General features: G+C 41.5%; 12 protein-coding genes. 5 read left to right on the forward strand and 7 right to left on the reverse strand.

Going from position 1 to position 14,024, the window contains the following annotated elements; translation table 11 throughout:
* Window positions 1-29 precede the first annotated feature (29 nt).
* Entirely contained in the window at window positions 30-3,278 is a 3,249-nt protein-coding gene (locus QUD85_RS11860) for a TonB-dependent receptor domain-containing protein (RefSeq protein ID WP_093326858.1), read from the reverse strand.
* Window positions 3,279-3,635: 357 nt separating this feature from the next.
* Window positions 3,636-4,574: a malate dehydrogenase gene (mdh, locus tag QUD85_RS11865; protein WP_093326856.1), complete on the reverse strand. Its 939-nt coding sequence runs from the start codon at window positions 4,572-4,574 to the stop codon at window positions 3,636-3,638.
* A 243-nt stretch (window positions 4,575-4,817) separates the two neighbouring features.
* Between mdh and argR the strand changes: the two genes are divergently transcribed.
* Window positions 4,818-5,291 (forward strand): transcriptional regulator ArgR, encoded by a 474-nt coding sequence (gene argR, locus QUD85_RS11870; protein ID WP_093326854.1) that lies wholly within the window; start codon window positions 4,818-4,820, stop codon window positions 5,289-5,291.
* A 23-nt stretch (window positions 5,292-5,314) separates the two neighbouring features.
* Here the strand turns inward: argR and QUD85_RS11875 are convergent, their stop codons facing one another.
* The 4 genes from QUD85_RS11875 to glnK form a co-directional block, all read right to left on the reverse strand.
* A complete protein-coding gene (locus QUD85_RS11875; protein WP_177168817.1) occupies window positions 5,315-6,217 on the reverse strand; it encodes a TIGR01777 family oxidoreductase in 903 nt (300 codons plus the stop codon).
* Window positions 6,218-6,316: 99 nt separating this feature from the next.
* Window positions 6,317-7,234, reverse strand: a complete 918-nt coding sequence (locus QUD85_RS11880) for a Dyp-type peroxidase (protein ID WP_093326851.1) — start codon at window positions 7,232-7,234, stop codon at window positions 6,317-6,319.
* A 147-nt stretch (window positions 7,235-7,381) separates the two neighbouring features.
* On the reverse strand, window positions 7,382-8,632 hold the full coding sequence (locus tag QUD85_RS11885; protein ID WP_093326849.1) for an ammonium transporter: 1,251 nt from the start codon (window positions 8,630-8,632) through the stop codon (window positions 7,382-7,384).
* 10 nt (window positions 8,633-8,642) lie between these two features.
* Entirely contained in the window at window positions 8,643-8,981 is a 339-nt protein-coding gene (glnK, locus tag QUD85_RS11890) for a P-II family nitrogen regulator (protein ID WP_093326847.1), read from the reverse strand.
* A gap of 267 nt (window positions 8,982-9,248) precedes the next feature.
* Between glnK and QUD85_RS11895 the strand changes: the two genes are divergently transcribed.
* The 4 genes from QUD85_RS11895 to QUD85_RS11910 are packed head-to-tail and all read left to right on the forward strand — an operon-like array spanning window position 9,249 to window position 13,172.
* On the forward strand, window positions 9,249-9,917 hold the full coding sequence (locus tag QUD85_RS11895; protein ID WP_286219192.1) for a potassium channel family protein: 669 nt from the start codon (window positions 9,249-9,251) through the stop codon (window positions 9,915-9,917).
* 19 nt (window positions 9,918-9,936) lie between these two features.
* On the forward strand, window positions 9,937-11,001 hold the full coding sequence (locus tag QUD85_RS11900) for an AI-2E family transporter (protein WP_093326844.1): 1,065 nt from the start codon (window positions 9,937-9,939) through the stop codon (window positions 10,999-11,001).
* Window positions 11,001-12,116, forward strand: coding sequence for an HlyD family secretion protein (locus QUD85_RS11905; RefSeq protein ID WP_093326843.1), 1,116 nt, complete (start codon window positions 11,001-11,003; stop codon window positions 12,114-12,116). The genes QUD85_RS11900 and QUD85_RS11905 overlap by 1 nt, the downstream gene beginning before the upstream one ends.
* Before the next feature lie 15 nt (window positions 12,117-12,131).
* The gene (locus QUD85_RS11910; protein ID WP_093326841.1) at window positions 12,132-13,172 is read left to right on the forward strand and encodes a DUF2955 domain-containing protein; all 1,041 of its coding nucleotides are present in this window, start codon (window positions 12,132-12,134) and stop codon (window positions 13,170-13,172) included.
* Here the strand turns inward: QUD85_RS11910 and QUD85_RS11915 are convergent.
* Window positions 13,105-13,968 carry a DUF2797 domain-containing protein gene (locus tag QUD85_RS11915; RefSeq protein ID WP_093326839.1) on the reverse strand — a complete coding sequence of 288 codons (864 nt, stop codon included), beginning with the start codon at window positions 13,966-13,968 and terminating at the stop codon, window positions 13,105-13,107. The genes QUD85_RS11910 and QUD85_RS11915 overlap by 68 nt on opposite strands.
* Between the last annotated feature and the right edge of the window lie 56 nt (window positions 13,969-14,024).

Here is a 14,024-nt window from a genome sequence, read left to right on the forward strand (position 1 = left end):
GCCATTTAATTCATTATTAACCCACGCTACTAGAAGCTAGCAGAGAAGTTAATGTATGGCGTACGACCATATGTATCATAACCAACACCTAATGGAATGTTAGTGTTAGAGAATGAACCACTTGGATCTACTTGCGGTGGCGCTTCGTTAAATACGTTACGAACACCTACAGATAGTAAATAATTATCTGTTGACCAAGATACGCTCATGTTATGAACGAAGTAGTCTTCAGTAAAGTCTTTCTCACGACACATTAGGTTAGAACCATCGTCGTTATATAGACCAGTACAACCGTTTGATAACTCATAGAACGGGTTCAACTCATCACCATCAGCATTAAATTGGTCTTCTTGACCTTTACCAATGAATCGAGTTTCCCAATTGAAACGGAAGTCTGAATATTCAAACTGCATACGCGCAAATGCACGCCATTCTGGATAATCAGGCTCACCTAAGTCATCATCAACTGTACCTAATACGTCATATAACGCTTCAGTCATTTTAGTTGCTTGTACATCTAACGTAACACCTAAGTTTTCATCACCTAGCACGAAGTCTTGGTTGTAGTAGATGTTGTAATCGTAACCTTTAGACGTAATCAAACCAATGTTGATAAAACTTTGGTCAACTAAAGAAATACGACCATCTGCGCTATCACGGTCAATACGGTCACAGAATGCAGTAATACCACCTGCAGAGTAACACTGGTTTACACTATATGCTGCTGAAGGCTCAGCAATTGAGTTTTTAACTTCGATATCGTAACGCGTCATTGATAGCGTTAATTCGAATTCTTCGCTAAATGGTTGCTCAATAATGAAACCGTATGTCTTAGCAGTAGACGTTTCTTCCACTACTTGCGTAGAACCACCAGTTACAACTTCAGCGCTATAGCTGCTTGTAAATTCAGGCGTGCCATTTTGGCCCATACCCAATGAAGTTGGATCTACACCATCACTTTGACAAGCTGCTAGTACAGAAGGGTCACGTTGATCTAATGTTGGATCATATGTTGGTGGAGCTGAAGGATCCGAAGGATCTTGAACTCGTGCATCATCTGGAACCACACAAGGGTCAGTTACAGTATTAAAACCTGTTGTACCATTGATGAAACGCTCACGTAAGTTAGGTGCACGGTATGAAGTACCTTGTGTACCACGTAACGTTACCCACTCAACAGGACGATACACACCTTTTAAGCTGTATGTAGTCGCTGGATCGTAGTAGCTCTCATCTGAAATACGGCCTGATGCTGTGAATGTTAATTCTTCAACGGCAGTCATACCACGAACTAATGGGAAATCAAATTCAGCAAATGCTTCTTTTAAGTTACGAGAACCGTCAGCACCTAAATCTGAGAAGTAGCCCCATAGTTGAGAACCATCAACACCAGCTGCTACGTCATTCGGATTAGATTTAATTTCATCTTTGCGGAATTCTATACCAACTACACCGTTAACCGTTTCGTTGTTCCAAGGAAGAGTTAAGAACTCACCACCAACGAAACCACTGACGATAAACTGAGAAACATCTGTTTCCATTACACGGTCAAGCATTAAGTAATCGTATGATGCTGGCGTTAAGTAACCACCACCTGCTTGCCATAAACCTGGACGGAAGAAGTTTGTTGGTACACAACCATCAGATGTATCAGCACAAGATACTGAACCGTCTGCATTAACAACGGCATCTAAAGAGTTGATTAACTGCGCTTCACCAACACCCGTACGAGTATCTTTACCAGAAGAAGCACTGTATGAAATAAACGCGTCATAGTACCAAGTGTCTGTGATGTTACCTGTAATACCTGTCACTAAACGGTATTGTGATACTTCAACATCAACTCTGTCTCTGTCACCACGGATATTCAATATAGGTCTAACCGCTTGTGGACCACCTGGACCAAATCCAAGTACACCAAAACAGTCAACACCATTTAGGCCATTAGGATTACAAGGGTTGAATGGGTTATTTGAAGGTACCCATTGGAAAATTTGCGCGCCAGGCGAAAAGATTGGCGATTCACGTTTTGCAAATAATGCTTCACCATAAATCGTTGTATCCATGCTATCTTGGAGATTGTATTCACCGTTAGCGATTACAGAGAAACGTTTGTTTTCGCTGCGATAATCACCTGACTTGTAATAGTCTGATTGCTGATAAGCATATAATGGGTCTTGGAAATCAAAATCTTGATAACCATCGCCATTTCCATCAACAGTTACACCGTCACCGTTGTTAAGATCAATAACACCGTCTTGGTTAAAGTCACCAGGTACCCATGTAGGCAATAAGTTTGCGTAAATTGAAGGCACTGATGATTCTGAGAAGTTTGGAATACCCGTGTTAGTATAACCAGGTGTATAGTACAGACTACCCCAGAAGAACTGGTCTTGCATACGGTTTGTTAGTGGGAATATATCACACGTATCGGCTGTAGGAAGTGCACCTAAACCTGAGTTACGCTTGATAATACGACCGTCTTCAGTTTCCCAAATTCGCTCTTCACAACCTTTCGCAAATGGGTTACCTGCATAAGATTGCGCTTCTTCTAACGTATATTCTGCACCGATAGTGAAATAACCATTATCTGATGAAGTACCATACATACCTGATACAGTTGTACGAGCACCTTCACCGCCTTTCGGCGCATTACGGTATGCTTGTACTTCAAATCCTTCAACGTCTTGCTTCAAGATAATGTTTGCAACACCAGCAACAGCATCAGAACCATATACGGTAGAAGCACCATCATATAAATTCTCAACTCGTTGAATCATTACACCTGGAATAAGGTTAAGGTCAGCAGACGTTGGTGCGCCACCTACACCTGCAGGCGCCATACGACGACCATTGATAAGTACTAACGTACGCTCTGCACCTAAACCACGGAAACCAACAGTTGAAGCACCCGGGCCATTATCTAATACGAAACCACCAAAAGTGTTATCGATTTGAAGACCAGAAGCTTGGTTAGTTTGTTGAAGCATATCACCGGCACTGAAAAGACCTAATTCACGAGATAGGTCACCACTGATAACTTGGACTGGAGAAGCACTGTCAAATTCAGCTTTACGAATACGAGAACCCGTAACCTGAATTTTTTCCGTTTCATCTTCTTCCTCTAAAATAGCTGTTTCTTGTGCAACTTGTTCTTGCACTGCAACAGTTTGCTCGGCTGCCGCTTCTTCTTGTGCAGCGAAAGCACCAAAGCTCCCAACAGCACCGAAAAGCAACGCAGTTTTTACACTACGAGCCAGTAGGTTTAATTCTCTCACAATGTTACTCCCTAGAGTGTTTAATTGTTTTTGTTAAAATGTGTAGAAAAGCTAGTTATTTTTTTTACTACCAGCTAATTTGTAACACACTTATTTACAAATGCAAATGCCGTTATAAGGTGTGCTTTTTTTTTATTAGAAAAGATTTCTTTACACCTGTATGAAAAACACTCAAGAAATAATTAAAAACCATATAAAACAGCAGGTTAAAATACGAAAAGAAACGTAGAAAATATTATCATTAAGAAAAAAAATTCATTCATCAATTGTAGCGAATTGTACAAACAAAAAAGCCCAGCTTTCGCTGGGCTTTTTGTAACACTTTGAATCTAAATAATATAACGATAAAAAGTCATATTATCCGTTAGCAAAATCAACACCTTCTTGGATGTCTTTATTTAAGGTAGCTAACATATCTTCTTTTGCTTTCGTTTCAAAAGCGCTTAACTCGCCATATGAAAGAATTTCTTCAACACCATTTTTACCTAAACGCACTGGATGTGCGAAGTAAGGGGCATCACCACCGTCAACTGCAACATATGCATAGTCAACAACATCTTCACCTTGAAGACCTTTCACTAAAGATAAACAAAAACGTGCTGCTGCAGCGCCCATTGAAAGCGTAGCACTACCACCACCCGCTTTTGCATTTACAACTTCTGTACCTGCGTTTTGGATACGGTCTGTTAACTTAGCAATATCTTCGTCGCTAAAGTTTGCACCTTCAACTTGAGAAAGCAATGGCAAAATTGTTGTGCCAGAGTGACCACCAATAACTGGTACTTTAACATCAGCAACATTGAAACCTTGGTTTTCTGCAACAAACGTTTCAGCACGAATCACGTCAAGTGTTGTTACACCAAAGATGCGGCGACCTTCATTGTAGATACCCGCTTTTTTAAATACTTCAGCAACAATTGGCACTGTACCGTTTACTGGGTTAGTGATTACACCAACCATAGCATTTGGACAGTTTGCAACGATACCTTCTGCTAACGTTCTAACAATACCTGCATTTACGTTGAAAAGGTCCGCACGGTCCATACCCGGCTTACGTGGCATACCTGCAGGAATGATTACGATATCAGCATCTTTTAGTGCCGCTCCTAAATCATCTGCGCCAAAACCTTTTACGTCTACAGCTGTTGGGATGTGGCTAAGGTCTACAGCAACACCTGGTACTACTGGTGCTACGTCGTATAAAGATAACTCAGAACCAGCAGGTAATTGAGTTTTTAATAATAAAGATAGTGCTTGACCGATACCGCCAGCAGCGCCGAGAACAGCTACTTTCATGAGTTAATCTCCAAAATTTGAGTAATTACGTAAATTTTTCGCCGCAAAAAGATAATCTATATTGCGGTAAAAAACAACAATTAACTGACTTAATGCATTACTAGTCTAACTAATATATTATTTTATGAAATAATACTTAGGTATTACGATATATTGTGTAAAGCATGGATTGTGTCACACCCATAGGCAAAGTTAAGGCGGGCACATGACTGGTATTCATTATAGAATAAATAGAGACTTACTATGACGGCTCAACAAAAACAAGAAGCACTAGTACAAGCGTTCAAAGATTTGTTAAAACAAGAACAGTTTGGTTCACAAGGCGACATCGTCAATGCGTTAAAATCTCAAGGCTTTGAAAACATTAGTCAGTCAAAAGTTTCTCGCATGTTAAGCAAATATGGCGCCGTTAGAACACGTAATGCTCGTCAAGAAATGGTCTATTGTTTACCTGCTGAATTAGGAGTTCCTACCGCAAAAAGTCCGCTACGCCAGCTGGTGCTCGATATCGAGCATAATGAAGTGATGATTATTATTAGAACAAGTCCTGGTGCAGCGCAGCTAATCGCTCGTTTGCTAGATAGTTTGAGTAAAAGCGACGGCGTTCTAGGTACCATTGCTGGGGATGATACGATTTTCATTGCCCCAACAAAAGTGTCAGAAATTGACGAAACCATTGCTCAGCTAGAATCGCTGTTTTCAAAAAACTTAGACTAGAACACTGACGAGATGCAAACAAACTAAAGCTTTTGTCTAATAAGCATCTCTATTTGTTTCTCCATCGGCAACTTATCGAACGAAAACTCATGCTCAATAAGCTTTGTTGGCACTACACGGTTACTCGCCAATAATAACTCTTCAGCCATTTCACCCAACATGATTTTGGCCACAAACGCTGGCAATGGAAATATAGCCGGCCGTGAAAGGGCTTTAGCTAACATATTAGCGAATCGATGATTAGTTATAGGCTGTTGTGAGACAAGATTGACCGGTCCTTCGATATCCTTAGTGTTAATAAGAAAATCGATCATATTGGCATATTCAGGCAGTGTTACCACACTCATATACTGCTGCCCTGTGCCCACTTTCCCTCCTAACCCAAGCTTAAAAGGTAACAACATTTTGGCCAAAGCGCCTCCATGGGTTGATAACACCACGCCAGTTCTCAGATTAACCAAACGAGTGGTATCTGATTTAACTGGCGAAATAGCTGCTTCCCATTGCTGACATATATCCGACATAAACTCATCAGGTGGCGATGAATGCTCGTCGACCTTTGTCGTTCCGGTATTACCATAAAACCCAATGGCACTGCCGGACATAACCAGACTTGGTGGTGATGGCATTCGTTCAATAATATCAACAAGTAAGGCTGTACTTTTTACGCGGCTATCGATAATCCGTTTCTTTCGCGCATCGCTCCAACGCTGAGCAGCAATATTTTCACCGGTTAGATGAATTACAACATCGCAGGTAAAATCAGCAGGAAGGTCCCAAGCGCCAGAATTAATATCCCAGTAAAATCGATTGGGATCGTCAAAACGATGGCGGTCCAAGGTGAACACCTGATGCCCTTGTTGTTGAAAACGTTTAAGTAGAAAACTGCCAATTAAGCCAGTACTGCCAGTGAGTAATATTTGCACGGTAATCCTCAAGTTGTCGTCTTTATAAACGTAGTACAAACTTAAATAGATTACTTTATTATCAGATAAAAAAAGCAGCTATTGCTGCTTTTTCTTTACTTATAAACTAGCTAACAGGGTGCGACTAGGCGCGAAAAAAGCAGCCCCGGTTTCTGCTTGCGTGTATTTAAGCATGTGATCAAAATGGCCATGACCGTCAGCGTAAATCATCGCTTTTAACATCTGCATGAAAGGTTCCGGTTCACGACAGTAGGATACAAAAAATAGCCCCTGAGTTTTCATATCACCATAAGGCATACTTTGCCTCAAAATTTCAATACTATCGCCATTTTCATCTTTCAAGTTAACACGTTTGATATGTGCTGTCGGCGGTTTCTCTTCAGATTTGTATTCAACATTTGCCATTTTTGTGCGAGCAAAAATGTCTTCCTGTTGTTTCTGCTTTAACGTACCCCACAAGGCTAAATTATGGCGGTAACGTTGAATATGCAGATAGCTTCCACCTTGAAACTGTTCATCGTAGTCGGCTTTAACAAGCGCCACTTCTCGGCGATGACGACCCTGAGGATTTTCTGTGCCATCTACAAAACCGGTTAAATCTCTGCCATCAAGAAAACGAAAAGCGCGCGTTTGCTCAACAAGTTCGACACTATCGCCAAACATTTCACAGACTTTAGAGGCAATAATATGATTTACATCAAAACGGTCGCTGCGCACCTCAACATAAATGTCATACCCAACAGCCGGTGCAATTCTATCTTCGTTTTCCATACCTAAGAAAGGTGCTAGCCCTTTCGGCCTAGCTTGTGGAAAGAAGTCATCCCAGTAGCTCGCACCAATAGCAACAACACAGTTTACATTTGATTCGGAGAAACGATCGCCGAAACGATCAAAGACTTCTGGCAGACTCGCCACGATAGCTCTCACCTCATCGTCTCTATCATCCATTACATTAAACAACAAATAATAGCCATGAAGATTTGGTTCCGAGCAAATGCCAAATTGTTCTATTGCCATAGTGTTTTTCCTAAAAGGCTTGTTGGTAAAAACGGTATACCTACATTGTATACTACACATTTAAAATATTTAATCTTTATCTATCAATCCGCTAGACATAAAAAAAGCAGCCTAAAGGCTGCTTTTTATAACAACATTATCGAGTGATTAGCTGCGAGTAAACTCTGGGTAAGCTTCTAAGCCGCAATCAGACTTATCAACACCTTCGTACTCTTCTTCTTCGCTTACGCGAATTCCAATAACAGCTTTCAGGATAGCCCAAACAATCAAGCTTGTAACAAATACCCATACAAAAATAGTAAGTGCACCTAACAATTGCATACCAAAAGAAGCCGCATCATTTGTCAGTGGAACGATAAGTAGGCCAAATAGACCTACTACACCGTGAACAGAGATAGCACCCACAGGATCGTCAATCTTAAGTTTGTCTAAACCGACAATTGAGAACACAACGATTACACCACCGATTGCGCCAAAGATAGTGGCTTGCAATGCTGTAGGTGTAGATGGTTCTGCTGTAATAGCAACTAAACCTGCTAATGCGCCGTTTAATGCCATAGTAAGGTCGGCTTTCTTAAACAATATTTTAGCTAACAATAATGCACCAATTGCGCCACCTGCTGCTGCCGCGTTAGTGTTTAGAAAGATCATTGCAACCGCAGAAGCGTCGTCAGATGTTGAAACGATTAATTGAGAACCACCGTTAAAACCGAACCAACCCATCCAAAGGATAAATGTACCTAATGTTGCTAGTGGTAAGTTTGCGCCAGGAATCGCGTTTACTTTACCATCAGCAGTATATTTGCCTTTACGAGCACCAAGTAACAATACACCTGCTAATGCTGCCGCAGCACCTGCCATGTGTACGATACCTGAACCAGCAAAATCTTGGAAATCAAATATGCCATTTTCCCCTGCACCTTCAATTCCTTTGATTTGGAATAGACCGAAAACAGATTGACCACCCCATGTCCAAGAACCTTCCATTGGATAGATAAAACCAGTCATTACAACGGTAAAGGCTAAAAATGCCCATAGCTTCATACGCTCAGCAACCGCACCAGAAACAATAGACATTGCTGTTGCAACAAATACTACCTGGAAGAAAAAGTCAGCTGGCTTAGCATATGATAAATCTTCTGCCGCGCCCATATTTGATAGGAAGAAGCCAAAATCATTACCGCCATACATGATGTGGTAACCACACACCATGAACATGGTGCAAGAAATAGCAAACAAGGCTACGTTTTTAGTTAAAATTTCTGCTGTGTTTTTAGCGCGAACAAGGCCTGCTTCTAGCATAGCGAAACCCGCTGCCATCCACATAACCAATGCACCACACACTAGAAAGTAAAACGTATCTAGTGCAAATTGAAGGTTTGTTATATTTTGTTCCATGACTTTACCCCTACAGCGCCGCTACATCTGATTCACCTGTACGGATACGCACAGCTTGCTCTAAATCGTAAACAAATATCTTGCCGTCACCGATTTTGCCGGTGTAAGCAGCTTTTGTGATCGCTTCTACTAAGCGCTCTACTAAGTCATCATTTACTGCAATTTCTAATTTTACTTTTGGTAAGAAATCTACTTGATATTCTGCACCACGATACAATTCCGTGTGACCTTTTTGACGGCCAAATCCCTTAACTTCGCTGACCGTAAGGCCTTCAACACCAACCTCTGAAATAGCTTCACGAACATCGTCAAGCTTAAAAGGCTTTATGATTGCGTTTATGAGTTTCATTATCTACCCCTTTATTATAGTTTCGCTGTTATTAAACAATTCACGTGCCAAGTAATTAAAAGCGTTTAATTACAGCAACTTAAGTAAATCACCATGTAAAATTGCGCAGCGCGTGCACCAAATATGTGCACCAACATAGGTGTGAATGGTTGATCATGGTGCGTCGGCAAAATAGGCGCTGTTATAACCAGCGCTTTACATACTTAACAAAGGCTTTACACTAGAGAATAAAAGAATAGATAACGCGCTAATAAGTCGGGGTTTTTCATGCGACACCATATGAGTCAACGCGATAATTTTGTTTACTTAACCTTTGCTTTAATCTTGTTGTTGCTAGGCATGGCATTGGCGCAACAGTTTTTCTCTAGTGCTGTGCAGCATTTGATGCAGTCCACCACAGTGATCACTTTACTAGTAGCTGTTTGGGGAGTAGAGAAAGACAAACACATATTAAGGCGAGCTGCTGTTTTTCCTGTCGCTATTATCGTTACAGCTTGGACAACTTACCTCGTCGACAGCGTCGGTGGTGATTATTTACTGCTGTCACTTATGCTTATCTTTTTTATTAGCACAGCCTATAAAACAGCTCGACAAGTGCTTTTCACCGGTGACGTTGACGGCAACAAAATTCTTGGAGCTATATGCCTCTACTTATTGATGGGACTGATATGGGCACTTATTTACTCGCTAATAGAAATATTTTTCCCAGAAGCCTTTAATAATTTACAACATCAAACGCATTGGTATTTGCTGTTACCCGAATTTGTCTATTTTTCTTTTGTTACCTTAACTACATTGGGTTTTGGCGACATAACACCAGCGATACCTTTGTCCCGCTTTTTTGTTTACATGCAGGCCGTTGTCGGTCAGTTTTATATCGCAATACTTGTTGCGAGCCTTGTTGGCTCTCGTATGAATGCGAGACAACACCACTAAAAAAAGGAACGTTTTGCAAATGAATAATACAAAACAGATTATTGATACATCAGTCAAAGTCGCAGCACTTTTTTTGACTTTGTATGTTTGCTACACCGTTTTAAAACCCTTTATCTTGCCTCTTGTTTGGGCGGCTATTTTAGCCATTGCCTTATTTCCTGCTCACAAAAAACTCAGTAGAGCGTTAGGAAAACGAGAAAAGACAAGCGCTACATTAATAGCACTTATAGGTATTGCCCTGCTTGTTGTACCTTCAGCAATTTTTGCTACTTCAACCATCGAAAGTGCTACTTACGTCATGGAAGAATCGCAAGCAGGTACGTTAGAGGTTCCGCCGCCTGGCGAAAGTGTAAAAGACTGGCCATTAGTGGGTGAAAAACTGTATACCTTATGGAGCGACGCTAATGCCGACATTCAGGACTTTTTTATAAAGCACATTGACCAAATTAAAAATGCTTTATCGGGCCTTTTTGGTGCAATCGCAGGCATTGGCGCAACGGTATTACAGATGGTGTTGTCGCTGATAATTGCCGCCGTATTTTTAGTAAAAGCACAAGCCTGTCAGCAAGGCTGTATTATGGTGTTCAAAACGCTAATGGGTGAAGAGCACGGCAACAAAGCACTTGAAACCTCAATACTAACGGTACGCAGTGTCGCTGTAGGTATTTTGGGTGTCGCCGCTATTCAAGCCTTTTTATCGGGGATAGGCTTAATGTTTGCCGGTATTCCTGGTGCTGGTGTTTGGGTGTTACTCGTGTTGCTATTTGCCATAATGCAACTACCTCCGATTATCGTGCTTGGCCCTATCGCTGCATATTATTTTTCAATCGCAGACACCACACCGGCAATCATATTCCTCGTATATGCCATTATTGTTAGTGGTAGTGACGCATTTTTAAAACCTATGTTTTTGGGACGTGGCATGGATACACCTATGCTGGTTATTTTACTCGGCGCACTTGGCGGGATGATGGCATCAGGCATTATTGGTCTATTCGCTGGTGCAGTTGTGCTGGCATTAGGATATCAATTGTTAATTGATTGGCTCGAAACCGAATATAGTGCACAGCAAGAGGAAAGCTAATGTCAGAAAGCAACGCGGCTGAGCAAGAAGTGGCAGAGAACGCGACACAAGAAAATAAAAAGGACTTTACCCATAAGTTTACCAAGATGGTATTGATTATCGCAGGCCTATATTTTGTTTGGTATTTGGTCAGCGATCGCATCACGCCAATAACGGATAATGCGCGAGTACGCGCTTTTGTTATCCCAATAGTGCCTGAAGTATCCGGCACCATCACCAAGATTCATGTCGGTGGAGACAAAGTCGTTAATCTTGGTGACCCGCTGTTTGAAATTGATAACAGGGACTATGTACTTGCCCAGCAACAAGCACGTGCGTCACTTGAGTTAGCGGGTCAGGAAGTTGGTGCTAATACCGCCTCGGTAGCAGCAGCGGAGGCTAGCGTTGCTAAAGCAGAAGCTGACTTATCATTGAAGCAAGCCAATGCCAATCGTATTTTGCCGCTTGAAGCGCAAGGCGTTGTCAGCTTTTCTGATGCTGATAGAGCGAGAAGCCAACTCGCGCAAGCAGAGCAAAATGTAGCAAATGCAAAAGCCGCGTATGAACAAGCTAAACAAACCCTTGGTCAAACAGGTCAAGAAAACGCGAAAGTACAAAGTGCAATGGCGCAATTGCGATTAGCGGAATTAAACCTAGAACGCACCAAAATTAATGCACCAGGTCGCGGCGCAATTTCGTATGCCAAAGTATATGAAGGGTATTACGCTAAAGCAGGTAGTCAGGTGATGACTTATATTTCTAGTGACTATGTGTGGATCGAAGCATCATATCGTGAAAATAATTTAGCCAATATTGATAAAGGCGACAGCGTTGATATTGTGCTTGATGCTCTGCCAGGTAAAGTGATTTCCGGCACGATTCAAAGCGTAGGTTATGGTGTCGACTTTGATAAGAGCAAACCCGGTAGCTTACCAGTGCCTGAGAAATCTACTAGCTGGATGCGAGACCCTCAGCGCTTCACCGTGATCATCAAATTTGACGATCCAAGGGCAATCGGTCAGTTAAGAGAAGGTGGTCAGGCAGACGTTATCACCTACACCGGCAACAACTTTGTATTTAATGCGTTAGGCAAAGTCTATATTCGATTGATTAGCTGGTTTTCTTACATTTATTAAAGCAACGCCGACGAGATGATTTTAAAACTGGGTAGTCGAAGCGAACTGACAACGCGAGAATGGCAATTCTTGCGTTTTGTCTTTGGCGTCACACTATCAATTGCCCTCGCCTACGCCATTAACTGGCCGCTGTCTTTCGTTGCGCCAGTATTCACCGCTAAATTTTTGGCTCCTGGCACACCGCGTATACCGCTCAAGCTTTTAGTGTCAATATTAATGGTAATAGCGACAGCATTTATCCTGGCCATTTTATTTACAAAAGTTCTGGTGCAATACCCAATAGTTTTTATGATGTGCTGCACGCTTATTGTGTTTTGGATAGCTTACTGGGCTAATTCAGGCGGCAATGAGTTTGTCATCACTATGTTATTAGTAGGCCTAACCTTGGTGCCTTTACTGTCGTTTATGCACCCTGCTCTTGTAACACAGGTAACCTTGGGGCTTTTATTCTCCTGCTTAATCGCCTTAACCATTGCCATGATAAGTAATGAGCTTTTTATTAAAGGCACTAGCCCAGCAGCTAAAAAAACAGCGCAAGCACAACTCGATAAAGCGACAAAAACCAAATTAGCCATGCTTACCACAGTGCTGATTATCCCGATGCTTGCGTTCTTTTTATTCAACAACTTAACGGGTGGTATTCTCGTAATAGTGTTTATTGCGATTATGGCATTAAAGCCCGATATTGTTGCCGGTGTACAAGGCGCAAAAGCTTTACTGATAGGTAATGCATTAGGCGGTGTTGCCGCGATAGTTGTCTATAACTTTTTAATTATTGCGCCTAACTACACCTTTGCCATATTGGTCTACGCGAGCGCTATTTGCTTGTTCACATTAAAAATATTGAAAGAAGATAAGCTCGCACCGATATATACCATGGCATTAACTACTATGATTATTATTGTATCTGGCGCGAGTTTGGGTGACGGTGGCGCGAGTAGTAAGTTTTACACTAGGCTAGGTCAAATCGCCCTAGCCTGTACTTATATTATATTTGCAATGTTTGTTGTTGATTGGTTGACGACTCGACGGAAAAATCGACAAAGTACGAAGTAAACTTACGCATATTGATGACACCTGTATCAAGCAACAAGTATTGACCTTTAATCCCCTGCAAAACGCCCGATACAATAGGCGCTTTATCTAAATTAAATGACGTTATCTTTGTCGGAAATTCAGTTACCGGAAAATCCAAATCAATAATATCTTCGTCGAGCTGTTCAATAGCGTCACTGCCATAAGTGAGTTTGAGTTGCGACAAACGCTCAGCTATTAAGGGAATAAGCTCACTCGCTTTGGCCTTTAAATCTATGGCTTCATTATTTCCTTTTAACATGGCTCGCCAATTAGTTTTGTCAGCTATAAATTCGGCTAATGCAGTTTCAACTAGTCCCGATTGAATGCGAGATGCCACTTTAAATATCGGTAACGCTTGGGTCGCACCTTGGTCGCACCATCTTGTGGGTATTTGGGAATGGCGAGTAATACCCACCTTTAACCCTGATGTATTGGCTAAATAAACATAATGAGGAATCATGCAGTTTTCTTGGCCCCACTCAGGCTCCCTGCATGTACCTTTTTCAAAATGGCAAGTTTCAGGTTTCATGATACACATATCGCATCGGGCTAATGATTGCATACACGGGAAGCAGTAACCTTGGGAATAGCTTTTTTTGGTTTTTCGATCACAGTGCTGACAACGAATTTCATTTAGAAAATGAATATTAACCGTTTGCCCGATCAATTCATTCATCGCAACTAAGGAATCGCCTACAGGAAGAGAATATTGGACTTGCCCATTGTCTAACGCGGTTTTCATTTTACGAATTGGGCCACTTGCTAATAGCTTCATGTTTTACTTTTTAGTTATTCTGTTTCATGTCATTATCAGCTAGTTGATCTCAAATA

The organism is Thalassotalea agarivorans (assembly GCF_030295955.1).
Taxonomy (GTDB): Bacteria; Pseudomonadota; Gammaproteobacteria; order Enterobacterales; family Alteromonadaceae; genus Thalassotalea_D; species Thalassotalea_D agarivorans.